The 20,054-nt window shown below is 74.7% G+C and carries 14 protein-coding genes; 11 read left to right on the forward strand and 3 right to left on the reverse strand.

Features of this window, described 5'->3' with window-relative positions:
• Positions 1-97 precede the first annotated feature (97 nt).
• The 4 genes from ACFY32_RS31825 (at position 98) to ACFY32_RS31840 (ending at position 7,612) form a co-directional block, all read left to right on the forward strand.
• Complete coding sequence (locus ACFY32_RS31825; RefSeq protein WP_390676126.1) at positions 98-2,308, forward strand: CDP-glycerol glycerophosphotransferase family protein; 2,211 nt, start codon at positions 98-100, stop codon at positions 2,306-2,308.
• A gap of 7 nt (positions 2,309-2,315) precedes the next feature.
• A complete protein-coding gene (locus ACFY32_RS31830) occupies positions 2,316-4,535 on the forward strand; it encodes a CDP-glycerol glycerophosphotransferase family protein (protein WP_390676127.1) in 2,220 nt (739 codons plus the stop codon).
• Positions 4,532-5,959, forward strand: a complete 1,428-nt coding sequence (locus ACFY32_RS31835) for a hypothetical protein (protein ID WP_390676128.1) — start codon at positions 4,532-4,534, stop codon at positions 5,957-5,959. Before ACFY32_RS31830 ends, ACFY32_RS31835 begins: the two co-directional genes overlap by 4 nt.
• 81 nt (positions 5,960-6,040) lie before the next feature.
• Positions 6,041-7,612, forward strand: a complete 1,572-nt coding sequence (locus ACFY32_RS31840) for a hypothetical protein (RefSeq protein WP_390676129.1) — start codon at positions 6,041-6,043, stop codon at positions 7,610-7,612.
• Between the two features lie 74 nt (positions 7,613-7,686).
• On the opposite strand, the gene ACFY32_RS31845 is transcribed toward ACFY32_RS31840, so the two are convergent.
• On the reverse strand, positions 7,687-8,100 hold the full coding sequence (locus ACFY32_RS31845; RefSeq protein WP_359202903.1) for an organic hydroperoxide resistance protein: 414 nt from the start codon (positions 8,098-8,100) through the stop codon (positions 7,687-7,689).
• A 116-nt stretch (positions 8,101-8,216) separates the two neighbouring features.
• Between ACFY32_RS31845 and ACFY32_RS31850 the strand changes: the two genes are divergently transcribed.
• The 3 genes from ACFY32_RS31850 (at position 8,217) to galE (ending at position 11,521) form a co-directional block, all read left to right on the forward strand.
• Complete coding sequence (locus ACFY32_RS31850; protein WP_359202906.1) at positions 8,217-8,666, forward strand: MarR family transcriptional regulator; 450 nt, start codon at positions 8,217-8,219, stop codon at positions 8,664-8,666.
• Between the two features lie 111 nt (positions 8,667-8,777).
• Positions 8,778-10,421: a glycosyltransferase gene (locus tag ACFY32_RS31855; protein WP_390676130.1), complete on the forward strand. Its 1,644-nt coding sequence runs from the start codon at positions 8,778-8,780 to the stop codon at positions 10,419-10,421.
• Positions 10,422-10,540: 119 nt separating this feature from the next.
• The gene (gene galE, locus ACFY32_RS31860; protein WP_359202912.1) at positions 10,541-11,521 is read left to right on the forward strand and encodes a UDP-glucose 4-epimerase GalE; all 981 of its coding nucleotides are present in this window, start codon (positions 10,541-10,543) and stop codon (positions 11,519-11,521) included.
• A gap of 25 nt (positions 11,522-11,546) precedes the next feature.
• On the opposite strand, the gene ACFY32_RS31865 is transcribed toward galE, so the two are convergent.
• Positions 11,547-12,173, reverse strand: a complete 627-nt coding sequence (locus tag ACFY32_RS31865) for a TetR/AcrR family transcriptional regulator (RefSeq protein ID WP_359202915.1) — start codon at positions 12,171-12,173, stop codon at positions 11,547-11,549.
• 291 nt (positions 12,174-12,464) lie between these two features.
• Between ACFY32_RS31865 and ACFY32_RS31870 the strand changes: the two genes are divergently transcribed.
• The 4 genes from ACFY32_RS31870 (at position 12,465) to ACFY32_RS31885 (ending at position 18,390) form a co-directional block, all read left to right on the forward strand.
• A complete protein-coding gene (locus ACFY32_RS31870; RefSeq protein WP_390676131.1) occupies positions 12,465-13,388 on the forward strand; it encodes an ABC transporter permease in 924 nt (307 codons plus the stop codon).
• Positions 13,389-13,398: 10 nt separating this feature from the next.
• Positions 13,399-14,412: an ABC transporter ATP-binding protein gene (locus tag ACFY32_RS31875; protein WP_359202955.1), complete on the forward strand. Its 1,014-nt coding sequence runs from the start codon at positions 13,399-13,401 to the stop codon at positions 14,410-14,412.
• Between the two features lie 121 nt (positions 14,413-14,533).
• Positions 14,534-16,753 (forward strand): CDP-glycerol glycerophosphotransferase family protein, encoded by a 2,220-nt coding sequence (locus ACFY32_RS31880; protein WP_390676132.1) that lies wholly within the window; start codon positions 14,534-14,536, stop codon positions 16,751-16,753.
• Complete coding sequence (locus ACFY32_RS31885) at positions 16,750-18,390, forward strand: glycosyltransferase family 2 protein (protein WP_359202924.1); 1,641 nt, start codon at positions 16,750-16,752, stop codon at positions 18,388-18,390. The genes ACFY32_RS31880 and ACFY32_RS31885 overlap by 4 nt, the downstream gene beginning before the upstream one ends.
• Before the next feature lie 155 nt (positions 18,391-18,545).
• Here the strand turns inward: ACFY32_RS31885 and ACFY32_RS31890 are convergent, their stop codons facing one another.
• The gene (locus ACFY32_RS31890; protein ID WP_359202928.1) at positions 18,546-20,048 is read right to left on the reverse strand and encodes a hypothetical protein; all 1,503 of its coding nucleotides are present in this window, start codon (positions 20,046-20,048) and stop codon (positions 18,546-18,548) included.
• Positions 20,049-20,054 lie beyond the last annotated feature (6 nt).

Consider the following 20,054-nt stretch of genomic DNA (forward strand, 5'->3'; position numbering starts at 1 on the left):
CCCGGCGGACCCCCGGTCCAGCGGCCCACCGGGCGGCCGGGCCGCCGCCGGACAGACGTCGGCAGAGTGCCGACCGCACGACGACAGAAAGAGCAGTATGCCCCGCTTCAGCATCATCGTCCCGTCCCATGGGGTCGCGGGCAGGCTGTCCCAGGCCCTGGACTCCGTCCTCACCCAGTCCTTCGGCGACTTCGAGCTGATCCCGGTCTGTGACGCGCCGGACCGCGCCGCGGCCGACGCCGCCGCGGCGCCGGCCGCCCGGGATACCCGGGTGGTGCCCGTGCACTCGCCGCCGGCGGCCGGGCTCGCCGGGGCGCGCAACGCCGGCGTCCGGGCGGCGACCGGCACCTACCTGCTGTTCCTGGACGGCGACGACGTCCTCGTCCCGGGCGCGCTGGCGGCGCTGGACGCGCGCCTGGCCGGCACCGGTGACGTGGACGTCCTGTACTTCGAGCACGAGCGCGTCCCCTGGTGGGAGGGCGAGCCCGCCAACCCGGCCGCCCCGCTGCTGGCCGGCGCCCCCGACGGCGCCTTCGCGCCCGACCGGGCCCCGCATCTGACGGGCGTCCGGCTGCCGGCCTGGAGCGCCGCCTACCGCCGTGCCTTCCTCACCGGGCCGGGGCGGCGTCTGGCCTTCCCCGACGGTCACTTCACCGACATCGGCTTCGGCGGCACCGCCGCGGCGGCCGCCGAGCGGATGGCGGTGCTGCGCCAGGTGGTCGTACGGCATCTGGTGCGGCGGCAGGGCAACCGGCTGAACCTGCCGGGCGCGCACCACGCCGAACTGCTGGACCAGGCGGAGCTGGTGCTCACCCGGGCCGCCGAGCTGGGACTGTCCGAGCAGCGGCGCGGTGCGCTGTTCGGCCATCTGATGGCGGCGGCGCTGAAGACGGCCGCGCATCCGCGGCGCCTGCCGTCCGGGCGGCGGGCCTTCTTCCGCCGGGCGAGCCTGCTGTACCGGCGGCACCGCCCCGCCGGGTTCCGGCCGCCGGGCGGCAGCCTCGGAGTGCAGCACCGGCTGCTGGAACGGGGGGCGTACGCGGCCTTCCGCGCGCTGCGGGGCGCCAACCGGGCGGCGACCGGCGCGCTGCGCACGCTCCCGGTCCCGCGCGGTCTGCGCACCCGTCTGCTGTACCACTGGCATCTGCGCCGCCCGCTGGACCCCCATCTGGCGGTGTACTGCGCCTACTGGGGCCGCGGTTACGCCTGCAACCCGGCCGCGATCCACGCCAAGGCCCGCGAACTCGCCCCGCACATCCGCTCGGTGTTCCTGGTCGAGGCCGACCAGGCGCACGCGATGCCCGAGGGCGTCGACCACGCGGTGATCGGCAGCTTCCGCTCCTGGGAGGTGCTGGCCCGCGCGAAGTACCTGGTCAACAACGCCAACTTCGCCGAGGGCGTGGTCAAACGCCCCGGCAGCGTGCACGTACAGACCCAGCACGGCACCCCGTTGAAGACGATGGGCGTCGACCAGTCGACGTACCCGGTGGTGGCCGCGGCCACCGGCAGCTTCGCCAAGCTGCTGGGCCGGGTGGACCGCTGGGACTACAACCTCTCGTCCAACCGGCACTCCACCCAGATGTGGGAGCGCGCCTTCCCCGGCTCCTACGAGCACCTGGAGTACGGCTATCCGCGCAACGACGTCTACTACCGGGCGACCGCCGAGGACGTGGCCCGCGTGCGGCGCGAACTGGGCGTCCCCGAGGGCAGGACGGCGGTGCTGTACGCGCCGACGCACCGCGACCACGCGACCGGGTTCGACACGGGCGGCCTGGACCTGGAGGCGTTCTGCGAGGCGGCCGGCGAGGACGTGGTGGTGCTGCTGCGCGCCCACTACTTCTACGACCGGGGCGGGCGGCGCGGCAGCGGCCGGATCATCGACGTGACCGGGCACCGCTCCTCGGAGGACGTCTGCCTGGCCGCCGACGCGCTGGTCACCGACTACTCCTCGATCATGTTCGACTACGCCAACCTGGACCGGCCGATCGTCGTGTACGCCGACGACTGGGACGTCTACCGGGAGACCCGGGGCGTGTACTTCGACCTGATGGCGGCGCCCCCCGGCCCGGTCGCCCGGACGCCCGGGGAACTGGCCTGCCTCTTCCGCGACGGGACGTACGCGGGGGCGGAGTCGGCGGCGCGGCGGGCCGCGTTCCGGGAGCGGTTCTGCGAGTTCGACGACGGCCGGGCCGCCGAGCGCGTCGTCCGCCGGGTCCTGCTCGGCGAGTCCCCGGACGCGCTGCCGCCCGTGACGCCGCTCGCGGAGCGCGTCCCGGCCCCCGCCGCCGTCACCCTGGTAAGGAGCTGAACCCGAAGTGCCCCGCTTCACCGTCATCATCCCCTGCTTCAAGGTGCAGGGCTTCCTGCGCGAGTGCCTCGACTCGGTCCTGGAGCAGTGCTACCGGGACATCGAGGTGGTCGCCGTGGACGACTGCTCGCCGGACGGCTCCGGCGCGATCCTCGACGAGTACGCGGCCCGCGACGACCGGGTGCGGGTGCTGCACCTGGCGGAGAACGTCGGCCTCGGCCGGGCCCGCAACGCCGGGCTGCCGCACGCGAGGGGCGACTACCTGTTCTTCCTGGACAGCGACGACACGCTCACCCCGGGCGCGCTGCGCGCCCTGGCCGACCGGCTCGCGGAGACCGACGACCCGGACGTGCTGGTCTTCGACTACGCCCGCACCTACTGGTGGGGCGGCACCCGGCGCAACGTCCTCGCGCACATCCTGACCGAGGCCGGGGACGGCACCTTCACGGCCGCCGAGCACCCCGCGATCCTCGACCTGCTGATGGTGGTGTGGAACAAGGTCTACCGGCGCGGCTTCGTGGAGGCCGGCGGCTTCACCTTCCCGCCCGGCTACTACGAGGACACCCCCTGGACCTTCCCGGTGCTGCTCAGCGCCGGGCGGATCGCCGTCCTGGACCGGATCTGCCTGAACTACCGGCAGCGCCGCCAGGGCAACATCCTGTCCACCACCAGCCGCAAGCACTTCGACGTCCACCAGCAGTACGAGCGGGTCTTCGCGTTCGTCGAGGACCGGCCCGAGCTGGCGTCCTGGCGGCCGTTCCTGCACGCCAAGATGGGCGAGCACTGTCTGGACATCCTCGCCAAGCCGGACCGGCTGCCCCCGTCCGACAAGGCCGAGTTCTTCCGCCGTACCGCCGAACTGTTCGCCCGGCACAAACCGGCGGGCGTCCGGGTCCCGGCCGAGCTGCGCGTCCTGGAGCAGGGGTACGCCGTCTACCAGGCCCGGCGGGGGACCGGCCGGGCCGTGCGCGAGCTGGGGCGCCGGGCGCGGCCGGTCCGGGCGGCGGCGGCCGGCCGCCTCGGCCGCGCCCGGTCGGCGGTGCGGGCGCACCGGCCGCTCGACCCGGACCTCGCCGTGTACTCGGCCTTCTCCCACCGGGGCGTCCTCGGCGACCCCGCGGCGATCTACCACGCGGCCCGCCGGATCGCCCCCGGGCTGCGCGGGGTGTGGGTGCTCAAGGACGAGGAGCAGGTGCCGCTGCTCCCGGCGGGCGTGGAGCACGTCCTCCTCGGCAGCGCGGCCTACCGCCGGGTCACCGAGCGGGCCACGTACTTCGTCAACAACGTCAACTGGCCCGGGACGGTGCCCAAACGGCCCGGCAGCGTCCACATCCACACCCACCAGGGCACCCCTTTGAAGTACATGGGCGCCGACCTGCTGGACAAGCCCGGCGCCCGGTACGGCGTCGACGTACCGCAGATGCTGCGCCGCGCCGACCGCTGGGACCACAGCCTGGTCGCCAACCTGCACTCCGAGCGCGTCTGGGAGCGGGCCTACCCCTGCCACTTCGCCTCGGCGCGCACCGGCAGCCCCCGCAACGACGTCCTGGTCCGGGCCCGCCCGGGGGACGGGTCCGCCTTCCGGCAGCGGCACGGCATCCCGGCGGAGCACACCGTCGTGCTGTACGCGCCGACCCGCCGCGACTACCGGCGCGGCGGCCACGTCGACCGCTTCGACCCGGCCCGGCTCGCCGCCGACCTCGGCGCGGGCCGCACCCTCGTGGTCCGCCTCCACCCGTCCCTGGCCACCGGCCCGGCGCGCGGCCTGGGCCTGGCCGAACTGCACCGGCGCGGCGTCCTGGTCGACGCCACCGGCGAACCGCACGTCGAGGAGGTCATGCTCGCCTCCGACGTCCTGATCACCGACTACTCCGCCCTGATGTTCGACTACGCCAACCTGGACCGGCCGATCGTGGTCCACGCCGACGACTGGGCGGCGTACACGGCCAGCCGGGGCGCCTACTTCGACATCACCGCCGAGCCGCCGGGCCAGGTGACGCGCTCCTACCGCGAACTGGCCCGGCTGCTGAGCTCGGAGGGGTGGCGGGACGAGGAGTCGGCGCGGCGGCGGGCGGCGTTCCGGGAGCGGTTCTGCCAGTTCGACGACGGGCGGGCCGCCGAGCGGGTGGTGCGCACCCTGATGCTGGGCGAGCCGATGCCCGAGCCGGCGTCCGTCCCGGGCGCCCGGACCGGCACCGCCGGCCGCGACCTGCTGACCCCGTCGTGAGGCCGCGCACCCGGGTACTGCTGCTGGCCGCCGTCTTCGCCGTGCTGCAACTGGCCGACGTCACCGGCCGGGACACCCCCGACACCAAGAACTACCTCTCGTACGCCCTGAGCCTGTCCGGCGAGGGCAAGCGGGGCGCGGCGGCGGGCGCCATCGAGCACTACTGCGCCAGCCTGGCGTCCGGCGCGAAGCGGGAGCAGAGCGTGCACGTGGTGCGCTTCCACCGCGCCGACCCCACCGCCGCCGTGACGGCCGACTGCCGGGCCCGGGAGTGGCGCAACGTGGAGCGGCGGCTCGCGGACGGGCAGCGCGGCGGGCACACGGTGCCGTTCATGCCGGAGCGCTTCATGCGGATCTTCGAGGTGCGGCCGGGCTATCCGCTGTACCTGGTGCCGTTCCTCACCGCTCTCGGCGTGACCTGGGGGGTGTGGGCGGCGAGCGTGGTGGTGGCGGTCGCGGGCGGGGTGCTGGTCTTCCTGGTCCTGCGCACCCTGGCGGTCTCCGTACCGCTCGCCCTGACCGGTCAGGCGCTGTACTACGCGCTGCCGTGCGGGACGACGGCGATGCGTCCCATGACGGAGGGGCTGCTGCTGGCGCTGACACTGGCGGCGGTGTGGGGGTGCGCGCTGGTACTGCGCGCCGGGCGCCGGGACGCGGGAGGCGCGGGCGCGCGGGCCGGGGGCGCCGGGCCCGAGCAGGCGCGGGGCGCGGGCGCGCGGGGCAGGCAGGCGGGGCTTGAGCGGGCGGGGCAGGCGCGGGGTGCGGGCGCGCGGGCCGGGCAGGCGCGGGGTGCGGGCGTGCGGGCCGGGTACGCGCTGGTCGGCGGGTCGCTGGTGCTGCTGTTCACGGTCAAGCACTCCCAGGCGCTGTTCCTCGGCGGGTGCCTGGCGGCGGCGGGCGCGGCGGTCGCCCTGTGGCGCCTGCGGCGGGGCCGGCCGCCCGGCCGGGACGTCCTGGCGCTGGCGGCGACGGGCCTGGGCGCCGCCCTGCTCACCACGGCCCTGGCCCGGCTTCTGCACTACCCCTCCGGATCGGAGAGCCTCCAGGACCTGCTCACCGGCCACTTCGCCCGGCCCGACCGGGCGGACCCCTGGCCGGAGTTCCTCCAGTTGCAGGGCAACTTCTGGCAGGAGTGGTCCCGCCGGCAGTCGCGGGAGCCGCTGTTCGCCGCGGCCCTGCTGGCGGGCGGATGGGGCGCGCTGCGGCGGCCCGCTTTCGGCGCGTTCCTGGTCGCGGCGGCCGGCACCGGCCTCCTCACCCAGGCAGGGCACCCCGACATCAACATCTGGGGCGAGCGGCTGATCGTCCTGGCCTGGCTGCTGCCGGTGGTGGGACTCCCGTTGCTGCTGGAGCCGGCGGGACGCGGCCGGGTGCCGCTGCCGGCCCAGGGGCACGCCGACCGGACGACCCGCGCGATCACCTGAAGGAGTGACAAGGGGTCATGCGGCTGACCGGGCCGGGAACATACCGCAAATGCCCCAGACGCTCCCCCTCCGATCAGTCCGGTGAGCGCCGGAGTCCTCGTCCGGCGGACCGTGCGCGGCGTGACGGCGCTGCGCGGCGGCCGCACCTGGCGCCCGACCCCGTACCAGGCGTTCGGCTTCCTGTTCTTCCTGGTGATGACGCTGGCGTACTGGCGGGTGCCGCTGTGCTGCGACGCCGGGCAGCACGCGGCCGTGGTCGAACGCCTCAAGGCGCATCTGCTGCGCCCCCGCCACCCGATGGCCGACCTGCCCGGCGCGGGCAGCGCGTACTACTCCCCGTACGCGCTCGCCGAGGGCGCGCTCGCCCGGCTGACCGGGCTGGGCGGCTGGGAGGTGGTGCGGCTGGCCGGTCCGGTGAACCTGGTGGTGCTGCTCACCGGCATCGCCCGGTTCGTCAGGGTGCTGACGCCCCGGCCGTGGGCGCCGGTGCTGGCGCTGGCGGCGATGACGCTGCTGTGGGGCACCGAACGGGCCTGGTGGAGCGGCTACCTGGGCCTGATGTCCCTGACCGGCAACCTCGGCTATCCGTCCACCTGTGCGATCGGCCTGACCTTCTGGGCCTGGTCCCTGACCGGCCAACGGGCCCGCGACACCCGCCGGGTGCGCTACGTGGGCCCCAGCGGCCTGCGCGGCTTCGCGGGGTACGCCGGGGTGGGCGGGCTGTACGGGCTGGTCCTGCTGATCCACCCGATCACGGCGGTGGCGGCGGTGCTGGGCGCGGTGGCGCTGGTCGCCGGGTGGCAGCGGCGCTGGGACCGGGCGGTGCTGGGCCGCTGGACGGTGACCGCGGCGACGGCCCTGGCGGTCGCGGTGTGCTGGCCCTGGTCCGACGTCCTCGCGCTGGCCGGGAACGACAGCGTGGACGGCATGCACCGGGTGCTGTACCTGCGGCTGGCCGGACAGTTCTGGCTGGCCGTGGCGGTGGGGCTGCCGGCGCTGTGGCTGCGCGGGCGCCGCTCGGCCCGGGACCCGCTCGTGCTGATGTTCGCCCTCGACTGCCTGGTGGTGGCGTACGGCTGGGTCAGCGGCCACTACACCTACGGCCGCATCCTCGGGCTGACGCTGGTGCCGCTCCAGTTCGCCCTCGCGGTGGAGCTGGCGGCGCCCCGGCCGTGGCGCGCGGGCCGCCGGGTGCTCGGCTGGGCGGCGGCGGCCGGGGCCTGCCTCGGGTTCCTCGCCGTGCACGCGGGGGCGGTGGTGCCGCGCGCCCTGGACCCGGTCGGCTTCGCGCAGCCGCCGCGCTGGCCGACGTACACCTGGGCGGCCCGGCACATGGCGCCGGGCGAGGTGGTGATCACCGACGGCTACTACGCCGTGCACGCCATCGCCGGGTACGGGCCGAACCTGGCCGCGCCCGCCTGGCCCGACCCGTCCCTCGACGAGCGGGAGCGCCTGCGGCGGGTGGCCGACGTCGCCGCCTATCTGGCCCGTGACTCCACCCGCGCCGAGCGCGCCGCGATCGCCCGCCGCTACGACGTGCGCTGGCTGCTGCTGACGCGCTGGCACCCGGTGCCCGAGGAGGCGGTGGTGGTGGCGTGGAGCAGGCGGACGGGGGAGGTGCTGGCGCGGGTGGGGAGCCGGAACCGGCGGTGACCGGTTCCGTCCGGCGGTGCCGGGCCGGCGTTACCCGGACGCCGGGTCGCGGTCGCCCGACCGCCGGGCCGCGGTCACTCGATGACGAGGTCGACCGGGATGTTGCCCCGGGTGGCGTTGGAGTACGGGCAGACCTGGTGGGCCTGCTCGACCAGCTTGCGGCCGGTCTCCGCGTCGAGGCCGTCGGGCAGCTCGACGCGGAGCGTGACGGCGAGCGCGAAGCCCTCGCCCTCCTTGCCGAGGACGACCTCGGCGGTCACCGCGGCATCGCTGACGTCGACCTTGGCCTGCCGGCCGACGACACCGAGGGCGCTGCCGAAGCAGGCCGCGTACCCGGCGGCGAACAACTGCTCGGGGTTGGTGCCCTGCCCATTGCCGCCCAGCTCGACGGGGGCGCTGAGTTCCAGGTCCAGCTTGCCGTCGGAGGTGACGGCACGGCCCTCGCGGCCGTGGGTGGCGGTGGCTGCGGCGGTGTAGAGCGGGTTCATGGGAAACCGTCCTGGTGGGGAGGAGTGTCCTGACGACCTGACGGACTCCAGTAGAGCACGCAATTGAGTTGCGCGCAATTGAATTGCCTCGGCGCGTCTGCGGCTACCCTGGAGCCATGACCACGCCCGCAGCGGACTGGCTCCGCCTCGACCAGCAGATCTGCTTCTCGCTGAACGCCGCCTCGCGCGCCTTCGGCGGCGTCTACCGCGTGATCCTCAAGGACCTCGGGCTGACCTACCCGCAGTACCTGGTGATGCTGGTGCTCTGGGAGCACGGCGAGCTGCCGGTGAAGCGGCTCGGCGAGCATCTGCGGCTGGACTCCGGCACGCTGTCGCCGCTGCTCAAGCGGCTGGAGGCGGCCGGCCTGGTCAGCCGGGAGCGCAGCGCGCACGACGAGCGGTCGGTGCGGGTGCGGCCCACCGGGGAGGGACTCGCGCTGCGCGAGCGGGCGGCGGAGGTGCCCCGCCGGATCGCCGCCGCGACCGGCTTCGACCTGGACGAGATCCAGGACCTGCGCGCCCGCCTGGACCGGCTCACCACCGCGCTGGACTCGGCGACCCCTTGAGCCTCCCGGCCGCCCCGCCGGGGCGCCGATTCGTGTGATGTACGGGTTTTTATCGACACCGTGCGCGTTCATCGTGTGATGCGGCATTCGTACGGCTTACGATCCCGCGTGATGAACCGTCACCGCGCACCCCAGGTCGGCATCGTCGTGATCGGGTACGAGGACGCGGCCCATGTGACCGAGGCCGTGCGCTCGGCGCTGGCCCAGGGTCCCGCCGTCCGCGAGGTGGTCGCCGTGGACGACTGCTCGGGCGACGGCAGCGCGGACCTCCTCGACCGCCTCGCCGCCCGGGAACCCCGGCTGACGGTGCTCCGGCGCACGGCCAACAGCGGCGGCTGCGGCACCCCGCGCAACACCGGCCTGGACGCGGTGACCTCGCCGTACGTGATGTTCCTGGACAGCGACGACGTGCTGCCGCCGGGCGCGGTGGACGCGCTGCTGGCGGCGGCGACCGGGGAGCGCGCGGAGGTCGCGGGCGGCCTGTGCGTACGCCGTGAGCTGCCCTCGGGCCGGGAGGTCCCATGGCAGGCGCCCCTCTACGCGGCGCGCGCCGTCGTCCCGCACCCCGCGCGGCGCCCGCGCCTGGTGCACGACACCCTGTGCGTCAACAAGCTCTACCGCACCGGCTTCCTGCGCGCCCACGGCATCCGCTTCCCCGAGGGCCGCTTCCCCTACGAGGACTTCGTGTTCACCGCGCTGGTCCTCGCGGCCGGCCCGCGCATCGCCCTCGTACCGGACCCGGTCTACGTCTGGCACGTGCGCCGGACCGCCGGGAAGCTGTCGATCTCCCTGGACCGGGCCGGACTCGACAACTGGCGGGCCCGCACGCACGCGTGCCGGACCGCCCACGACATCCTCCTGGCCGCCGGGCAGAAGAGGCTGGCCCGGGAGGCGCGCGCCAAGTTCCTCGACCACGAGCTGCGCATGTACGTCCGCGAGCTGGGGCTGCGGGACCCGCACCACCGGCGCGCGTGGTGGGCGCACACGCGGGCGTACCTCGCCGGGTACGACGCCGCCGACTGGGCGCGCTCACCGGCCGCGCCGGGCCGGCTGATCGGCCGCGTCGTCCTGGCCGCCGCCGAGCCGCGCGACCTGCCCCGGCTGCGGGAACTGGCGGCCCGACCGGCCCGCCTCCTGCCGCCGTACGCCCGCGCGCCCGACGGCACGCCCGTCTGGTCGGACGACCTTCCGCAGGTCACCCTGGAACCGCTGCTGACCCGGCCGGTGCATCTGCTCCCGCTCGCCGTCGACGCGGAGCTGCGCCCCCGCGCGGGCGGCACCCGCCTCCGGCTGCGCCTGCACGAGCTGTACGGCCGGGTGGCCGCGGCCGGCCCGCGGGCGGTGGAGACGGAGTGGCTGCGGCGGGAGGACGGCCGCCGCGGGGACGGGTGCGAGGCGGTGCTCCGGGGTCCGGCACCGGGCTGCCCGCCCGTGCGAGGCCCGGCACCGGGCGCTCCGCCCGTGTGGTGCGCCGAGGTCGCCGTCGACCTGACCGCCCTCGCCGCCCTGGGCCCCGGCACCTGGGACCTGCGCCTCCGGCTGCTCTTCCGGGACGGCGGGCGCCGCGAGGTCACGGCGCACGCCCGCATGGACGGCGCACCGCCGCGCCGCCGCGCCCTGCCGAGCGTCCGGCACGGCGTACTGCTGGTACAGCCCTACGCCACGCACTCCGGCGCACTGGCGCTGCGGCTCGCGCCCGGCCCGCGGGGCGTCGCCTCCGTCGTCCGCGGCAGACTCCGGCGCCTGCTTCACTGAAGGCCGACCACCGCACCACCACCGCACCACCGGGACCACTGGACCACCACCGCACCACCAGGACCACAGGGACCGTCACCGCACCGAGGTCCTGGGCAACTGACGAGGGGACGGCCACCATGACCTGGCTGATCACCGGCGGCGCCGGTTACATCGGAGCGCACGTCGTACGGGCGATGACCGAGGCGGGCGAGCAGGCGGTGGTGTACGACGACCTGTCCACCGGCGTCGCCGAGCGCGTGCCCGACGGCGTCCCCCTGGTGGTGGGCTCCACCCTGGACGGCGAACGGGTCCGGCGCGCCCTCACCGGCCACGGCGTCACCGGCGTCGTCCACCTGGCGGCGAAGAAGCAGGTCGGCGAGTCGGTCGAGCTGCCGCTGCACTACTACCGGGAGAACGTCGAGGGCCTGCGCGTCCTGCTGGAGGCCGTCACGGCGGCCGGGGTGCCCTCGTTCGTCTTCTCGTCCTCGGCGGCGGTGTACGGGACGCCGGACGCGGACCCGGTCACCGAGGAGACGCCCTGCGTCCCGCTGTCGCCCTACGGCGAGACCAAGCTCGCCGGCGAGTGGCTGGTCCGCGCCACCGGCCGGGCGACGGGACTGTCCACGGCGTCGCTGCGCTACTTCAACGTGGCCGGCGCGGGCGCCCCCGAACTGGCCGACACCGGCGTCTCCAACCTGGTCCCCATGGTCTTCGCGTCCCTGACGGCGGGCGCTCCCCCGCGCGTCTTCGGCGACGACTACCCGACCCCCGACGGCACCTGCGTACGGGACTACATCCACGTCCTGGACCTGGCCGACGCCCATGTCGCCGCCGCCCGCGCGCTGCGCTCCTCGCCGGGTGCCGCCCTCACCCTCAACATCGGGCGCGGCGAGGGCGTCTCCGTCCGCGAGATGATCGACCTCGTCAACGCCGTCACCGGCCACGACCGTCCCCCGACGGTCACCGCCCGCCGCCCCGGCGACCCCGCCCGCGTCGTCGCCTCCGCCGACCGGGCCGCCGCCGAACTGGGCTGGAAGGCCAAGTACGGCGTCCAGGACATGATCACGTCGGCGTGGACGGGCTGGGTACGGCTCCACCCCGGGGCCGCGCGCCGCTGACGGCGGACCCGGGAGCCGTCGTCCCTCACAGCGCCTTGAGCGCCGCCGCCGTCGAGCGGGTCAGGGCCGCCAGGTAGCCCTTGGGGAGCTTGCGGCCGCGGATCACGACCGAGCGCCAGTAGAGGGGCCCGGAGATCAGGTCGAGGGCCAGGTCCTCGTCGAAGTCGTCGCGGAGTTCGCCGCGCCGGTCCGCCGCCGCGAGGATCTTGCTGGCGACGCCCTCCTGGCCCTCCCGCAGGGCCTTCTCCAGGGCGTCGGCGATCTCGGGGTTGCGGGCCGCCTCGGCCTGGAGGTCGGGGATGACCTGCGAGGCGACCGGGTGCCGCAGCGCCCGGGACGTCACCTCGTACAGCAGCCGCAGGTCGCCCTCCAGGGTGCCGGTGTCCGGCGCGGGCAGGCCCTGCACGGCGAGCGCGGAGACGATGTCGAGCACGAGGTGCAGTTTGGAGCGCCAGCGCCGGTACACCGCGGTCTTGCCCACGCCCGCGCGGCGCGCGATCCCCTCGATGGACATCCGCGCGTAGCCGACCGCCGCGAGTTCCTCGAAGACGGCCGCGCGGATGGCTTCCGTCACGTCCGGGCGCAGTACGGCCGCCCCCGCGGGGGCCCGGCGGCGCGGAGGCGACTGGGGCTCGTCGGGGTTCGTCGTCATGCGGACCAAGCATAGGGGCGTTGCGACGAAACGGTTGCGTCCCGACGTCGGCCGGGTGACGACGAAACGGTTTCGTTCCGGCGACACGGGCGTCACGACGAAACGGTCGCGTTCCGACCGCTCCCGTCGCGAGCCGCGCGGCGCCCGCCCGCGTCACGACGAAACGGTTGCGTTCCGACGTCGACTGGTCGTACGCTCCCGTTGCGACGATACGGTGCCGTCCCGACGTAATCCACCGTGATCGTCCGCACACTCCACGTCTCGCCCCTCCCCCGAGCGAAAGCAGCGGATGTGAGCCAGGTCCTCCACACACCGCCCCCGACGACGGCCCCGCCGGCCGCCGGAGAAGACCTCGCGGCCCTCGCCGCCCGGCACGGCCTCACGGTCAGCGGCGCCCGCCCCTCACTGCCGGAGTACCTCCGCCGGCTCTGGGCGCGCCGGCACTTCATCGGCGCCTTCGCCACCGCCAAGCTCACCGCCCAGTACAGCCAGGCGAAGCTCGGCCAGCTCTGGCAGGTCATGACGCCGCTGCTGAACGCGGCGGTGTACTTCCTGATCTTCGGTGTGCTGCTCGGCACCAAGAAGGGCATCCCGGACTACGTCCCGTTCCTGGTGACGGGCGTGTTCATCTGGACCTTCACGCAGAGTTCGATCATGGCGGGCACCCGGGCGATCTCCGGCAACCTCGGCCTGGTGCGGGCGCTGCACTTCCCGCGGGCGGCGCTGCCGGTCTCGTTCTGCCTCCAGCAGTTGCAGCAGTTGCTGTTCTCGATGGCCGCCCTGGTCGTCATCCTGCTGGCCTTCGGCGTGCCGCCGGCCGCCTCCTGGGTGCTGGCGATACCGGCGCTGGTGCTCCAGTTCACGTTCAACGCCGGCGTCTCCATGATCATGGCGCGGCTCGGCGCGAAGATCCCCGACATCGCCCAGCTCATGCCGTTCGCGCTGCGCACCTGGATGTACATCTCCGGGGTGATGTGGAGCATCGACCAGCTCGTCGGCAAGCACGGCGACCTGCCGTCCTGGGTCGCCCCCGTGCTCCAGGCCAACCCGGCCGCCGTCTACATCGACCTGATGCGGTTCGCCCTGATCGACAGCTTCCACGCCAGCCAGCTCCCGGACCACGTGTGGCTGCTCGCCCTGGGCTGGGCGCTGCTGGCCGGCGCCGGCGGCTTCATCTACTTCTGGAAGGCTGAGGAGACGTACGGCCGTGGCTGACACGACGAGCATGACGACGAACGCGAGCGCGCACCCGGGCACGCACCCGGGCGCGACGGCCGGCCCCGCCGCCGGCGGTCCGATCCCCACCGTCATCGCCGACCGGGTGGACATCGTCTACCGGGTCAACGGCACCGGCGCGGGCCGCGGTTCCGCCACCGCCGCCCTCAACCGGATGCTGCGCCGCAAGCAGACCGAGAAGGCGTCCGGCGTGCGCAAGGTGCACGCGGTGCGCAACGTGTCGTTCACCGCGTACCGGGGTGAGGCGATCGGGCTGATCGGCACCAACGGTTCCGGCAAGTCGACGCTGCTCAAGGCCGTCGCGGGCCTGCTGCCGGTGGAGAACGGCCGGATCTACACGGACGGCCAGCCCTCCCTGCTCGGCGTCAACGCGGCGCTGATGAACGACCTGACCGGCGAGCGCAACGTGTACCTCGGCGGCCTCGCCATGGGCATGTCCCGCGAGCAGGTCAAGGAGCGCTACCAGGACATCGTCGACTTCTCCGGCATCAACGAGAAGGGCGACTTCATCACCCTGCCGATGCGCACCTACTCCTCCGGCATGGCGGCCCGGCTGCGCTTCTCGATCGCCGCCGCCAAGGACCACGACGTGCTGCTCATCGACGAGGCCCTGGCCACCGGCGACCGTTCCTTCCAGAAGCGTTCGGAGGCCCGTATCCGGGAGCTGCGCAAGCACGCGGGCACGGTCTTCCTGGTCAGCCACAGCAACAAGTCGATCCGCGACACCTGCGACCGGGTGCTGTGGCTGGAGCGCGGCGAGCTGCGGATGGACGGCCCGACGGACGAGGTCCTCAAGGCGTACGAGACCTTCACCGGCGGCTCGGACAAGCCGAAGCCCCGGCCGAAGCCCAAGGCCCGGCCGAAGCCCGCCCCCGCCGCCGCACCCGAGCCGGCCTCCGGCTCCACGCCCGCCGCAGCCCCCGAGCCCGCGTCCGCACCCACGCCCGCTTCCACCCCCACCCCCGCCCCCGCCCAAGAGCCCCGGTCCGGCCCGACCCCCTAGCCGGACCAGCGGCGGCACGGCTCCCCCGCGAGGCGCAGCCACGGTTAACCCTTTCATCGGTTTGGTGCCACTATGACCGAATAGGTGTGCCGGAAGCGTCGAGCGCGAAGGAGTCACCGCGATGCCCGAACTCAGCGTCGTCGTCCACGGACCGAACGTCCAGGACCACCTGACCGGGCTCCTCGACTCGCTCGCCGCCCACCCGGCCCGGTCGCCGGCCGGCCCGGACGCCGGCATCGAGGTGATCGTCGCCGCGGTCGGCGACTGGGCCCGGGAGACCGCCGAGCGGCACACCCCCGCCTTCCACGTACTGCCCCTGCCGGACGGCACCGGCCACGCGGCGGCCCGGTCGGCGGGGGCGGCTCGGGCGACCGGCCGCTGGCTGCACTTCGTCCACGCCAAGGACGGCCTGCCTCCCGGCGCCCCGCGCACGATCGCCGAGCACACCGCCGCCCTCCCCGACCGGGTCGACGTTCTGCTCCTGGACCATGTCCGCAGTACCTGGCGGACCTGCGGCCTGCCCTCCCCGGACGGTCCGCTGCTCGCCCGCGCGGGCCGCGCCGGCCTCGCGCTCGACGACTGCGCGCCTCTGCTGAAACTGACCCCGCTGCTCGGCAACCGGGTCGTGCGCGCCGGATTCTGGCGCTCCCGGGAACGCCCGCTGACCACGGACGACGAGCCGTTCGCCGCGTACGCCGCGCTGCTCCTCGCCGACCGGGTCGCCGCCCTGCCGCACCCGGCGTACGAGGACCGCGCGCTGCGCCCCGAGAGCCTGCCGCCGGTCACCGCCGGGCAGCGGTACGCCCTGATCGACCGCTACCAGGCGCTGCTCGACCTCGCCGGGGACCGCCCGGCGGCGTACGCGGTGCTGTACGAGGTCATGGTCCGCGACTGCCTGCGCACCTTCGTGCGCGCGGGGATGCCGGAGCCGGTCGCCCGGGAGTTCTTCCGCCGCGCCTCGCTGGCCGCCCGGCGCCGCCGCCCCGACGGCCATCCCCGCCCGGCCGGCCTGGAGGGCGTCCGCCGGTCGCTGCTGGAGGAGGGCTCGTACACCCGTTACCGGGCGTTCCAGAGCGCCAACCGGGTGCGCCGCACGGTGCGCCGGACCGTGCGGACCCGCAGGCGGCAGGTCGTCACCCGGCTCCGCGACCACCAGTACCGCGCCGCGCTCGGCGACCCGGTCGACCCGCATCTCGCGGTGTTCTCGGCGTACTGGAACCGCGGGGTGGCCTGCAATCCGGCCGCCATCGCCGCCAAGCTCGGCGAACTCGCCCCGCGGGTCCACCCGGTGTGGGTGGTGAGCGCCGCCAACGCGGCCCTGCTGCCGCCGGGCACCGACCACGTGGTGCCCGGCACCCGCCGCTACTGGGAGGTGCTGGCGAGCGCGAAGTACCTGGTCAACAACGTCAACTTCCCGGACGCGGTGGTCAAACGCCCCGGCACAGTCCACCTCCAGACCCACCACGGCACGCCCCTGAAACGCATGGGCCTGGACCAGATGCCGTACCCGGCCGCCGCGAAGGGGCTGGACTTCCAGGCGCTGCTCGCACGCGTCGACAAGTGGGACTACAGCGTCAGCGCCAACACCCATTCCACCCGTATGTGGGAACGGGCGTACCCCTCCCGCTGGGTCTCCCTCGACCACGGCTATCCGCGCAACGACGTCTACTGCACCGCCGGCGCCGAGCAGGTCCGCGCGGTCCGCGAGCGGCTCGGCATCGCCCCCGGCCGCCGGGCCGTCCTGTACGCGCCCACCCACCGCGACTACGAGGCGGGCTGGACCCCGCGCCTGGACCTCGCCGCGCTCGCCGACCGCCTCGGCGAGGAAACGGTCCTGCTGGTGCGCGCCCACTACTTCTACGACTCCGCCGCCACCGCCTCCCCGCTGACCGGCCTGCGCCGGGCCGGCCGCCTGGTCGACGTCTCCTCCTACGACCCCGTGGAGGACCTCTGCCTGGCCGCCGACGTCCTGGTCACGGACTACTCGTCGATCATGTTCGACTACGCCAACCTGGACCGCCCGATCGTCGTCCACGCCGACGACTGGGAGACGTACCGCACCACCCGGGGCGTCTACTTCGACCTGATGGCCGACGCGCCGGGACCGGTCGCCCGCACCCAGGAGCAGCTCACGGAGATCCTCACCACGGACGCCTGGCGCGACGAGAGCGCGGCGAAGACACGGGCCGTCTTCCGGCGCCGGTTCTGCGAGTACGACGACGGCCGCGCCGCCGAACGCGTGGTCCGCCGCGTCTTCCTCGGCCAGGACGAGGAGTCGCTGCCACCCGTGCTGCCGCTGGCGGACCGCACCCCGGCCCCCCGCCCCGAGGAGATCGCATGACCACCGGCAGCCCCGGCACGCCCGACGTCACCGTCACGGTCATCGTCCACAACGACGCCGGGCGCCTCCCCCGCGCCGTCGCCTCCGTCCGCCGCCAGACCCACGCCGGCCTGGAGATCGTCATCAGCGACGACCACTCCACCGACGACACCCCCGCGGTCGCCCGCGCGCTGGCCGCCGAGGACCCGCGCATCGTCTGCCTGCGCCTGGACGAGAACAGCGGCGGGTGCAGCGCCCCGCGCAACCGCGCCCTGGAGATCGCGCGGGCGCCGTACCTGATGTTCCTCGACAGCGACGACGAACTGCCGGAACGGGCCGTCGAGGTGCTCCTCGCCGCGCACCGCGAACGCGACATCGACTTCGCGATGGGCGCGGTCCAGCGGGTACGGGTGGACGACGGGCGCCGCTCGACCTGGATGCCGCACCTGGTCGCCGAGCGCCGCACCCTCGACGGGATCGAGGCCGACCCGCGGCTGTTCTTCGAGCACCTGGCGACCAGCAAGATGTACGCCCGCGCCTTCCTGGACCGGCACGGCCTGCGCTTCCCCGAGGGCATCCACTACGAGGACCAGTTGTTCTCGGCGCAGGCGTACTGCCTGGCCAAGACGTTCACGATCGTCCCCGAGCCGGTCTACCGCTGGTACATCGCCCCGTACGCGGCCGCCGGCGCCGCCTCCATCTCCAACCAGCGGGACAGGCTGAGCAACGTCGCCGACCGCGTCCATGTGCAGCGGCTCATCGACGCGTTCCTGGCCGAGAGCGGGCACGAGTCGCTGCGCGAGGACAAGGACTACAAGTTCCTCAAGCACGACTTCCGGATGTACGCCGGTGACCTGCCGTTCCGCGACGACGCGTGGCTGGCGTCCTTCGCCGGCCTGGTCGTCCCGTACCTGGACACGCTGAGGCCGGGCGCGTACGCCAGGCTGCCCCGGCCCGAGCGGGTGGTCCTCCAGCTCGTCCGCGACCGCCGGCTGTCCGACGCCCGGACGGCCGCGCGGGGGCTGGGCCACGGGGTGGCGCCCCGGCGGGTGACGACGGGCGCCGACGGCCGGACGTACTGGGGCGAGGCGGTGCCGGACACCGAGCGGGCCCGCCGCGAACTGGACCTCACCGACCTGGAGCTGGACACCCGGCCGTTCTGCGGCGCCCAGTTCCGGCACGAGATCACCGGCCTCACCCGGGGGCCCGGCGCCTCGATCGACCTGGCCGTCCGCACGTACGACCCGGCGCTACGGCTCCCGGTGGGCCCCCAGCGCGCGACGCTGCTCCTCACCCCCGGTGGCCGCCGCATGACGGTCCCGTTCCGTCTCTCGCCCGTCCGCCCCGGTGTCTTCGAGGGCCGCGTCCGCCTGGACCTGGCGGCGGCCCGGCTCCCCCTCCACGGCTTCGCGGGCGTACGGCACCCCCTGCTCCGCCTGCGCCACCAGGGCCAGTCCCACACGGGCCTCCTGCTGGCCCCGCCGACGTTCCCACCCCTGCGCGCCCGCGTCCCCTACCACCGCGGCCTCACCCCCCACCACGTCACCGTCGAACCGGAAGCCCACCCCCCGGGCCGCCTGCGAACCCGCTGGCACCCAACAGGCCCCACCCACCTCCTGCACCGAGCAGCCCACCTGGCCAGAACCCTCCTGCCCTGACCACCCCACAGCCACAGCCACAGCCTGCGGGCATACGTGCCGCCCAGGGCGGCACGGGTGGGCGCAGGCGGCACCCCGCCACGCCGGGTCGCGCAACACCCCCGCGCAACGCCACACACCCCGCCACCCCGCCACCCCGCTCCGCACAACGCCCCTCACCGCCCCACCGCATACAGCACCTCCCCACCCGGCCCCCGAGCGACAACCCGCAACCCCGACCCCGCACCCCCCACCCCCCTCCCGCCCAACACCCACCGCACCCCGTACTCCCGCAGAATCCGCCCCCTTTCGACCTCCGACACCCCCACCCCGAAGTACCGCCGCACCGCCACCCCCCGCCGCCCCTCGTCCGGCAGGAAGAAGTCGGGATACCCAGGCGCCACCGTGTACGCCCCGTACGCCGGCACCCGCCGAGCCGCCCCCGTCCGGGCCATCACCACATCCCCGTACCGCACCCACGGCGTGATCCAGTGGTACCCCGCCCACGGCTCCCGGTACTTCGCCTCGACCACCCCCGGCAGCACCCCCCGCCCGACGACGTACCCGACCACCCCCACCTGCGTCCACGCCCCCACCACCAGCGCCGCCGCGACAACGCACCCCCACCCGACCCGCGGCCCCCGCCGCCCGGCCTCCCCGACCTGCACCGCCGCGGCGATCTGCGCCGGGATCACCACGGCGGGCAGCGCCCGCCCCCACGACCAGTGCCCGCTCACCCCGCCCGCCGCGACGACCACCACGCCCAGCGCGAAGAACAGCACCAGCGGGTCCCGACGGTCCCGCCACCACCGCGCCCCCAGCGCCACCACCCCCACCGACACCAGCCAGTACCGCCCCACCAGGTCCCGGTACAGCGGCCGATGCACCCCCTCCAGTCCGCCCCCGGCCCCCAACAGCGCGAAGAAGTCGTAGTACGGCCACACCCACAGCACCACCACCCCCGCCACCAGCCCGCCCGCCAGCCGCACCCCCACCGGCCGCCACCCCGGCCGCGCCCCGACCACCACGGCGAGTGCGCCCAGCGAGGCGACGACCCCGGTGAACTGATGGCACAGCAGGATCACCGCCCACAGCACCCCCAGCCCCAGCCAGGCCCCCCACCCGCCCCGCCCGACCGCGCCCGCCAGCCCGGCCCACAGATGAAAGGCCAGCCCCAGCGCGAACACACTCGGATACGACGCGGTCAGCGCCAGCGAGTGCAGCCCGGGGAACCCGCTCCACGCGAAGGGGTCCGTGCCCCAGAGCAGCACCAGGCACAGCAGCGCGAGCGCCGGCGCCCCCCGCCAGGAGCTGAGCGTCCGGACGTACCGCCACACCCCGGTGACCAGCAGCGCCAGTCCGACGCAGGCCCCGATCCGCAGCACCACGAAGACGGACGCCCCGCCGGCCTTGGCGACGATGCCGAGGACGACCGTCCACGGCGAGTAGTACGGGCTCGGCGTGTCCGCGTCGACCAGCGGGTTGCCGGGATCGGTGAGGCTGTGCCGCAGCCGTTCGACGGTGGCGGCGTGCAGGCCGAGGTCGCCGATCCACGGCAGCCGGACCACCACCAGCGCGAGCAGCACCAGCACGAGCACGGCGGCCGCCCCAGGGACGACCGCCGTGCGCGACGAGGAACGCGACGGGGAACGCGACCACCCAGCAGACCACCCAGCCATCCGGTC

Origin of the sequence: Streptomyces sp. NPDC000134 (assembly GCF_042899225.1) — a bacterium.
Taxonomy (GTDB): Bacteria; Actinomycetota; Actinomycetes; order Streptomycetales; family Streptomycetaceae; genus Streptomyces.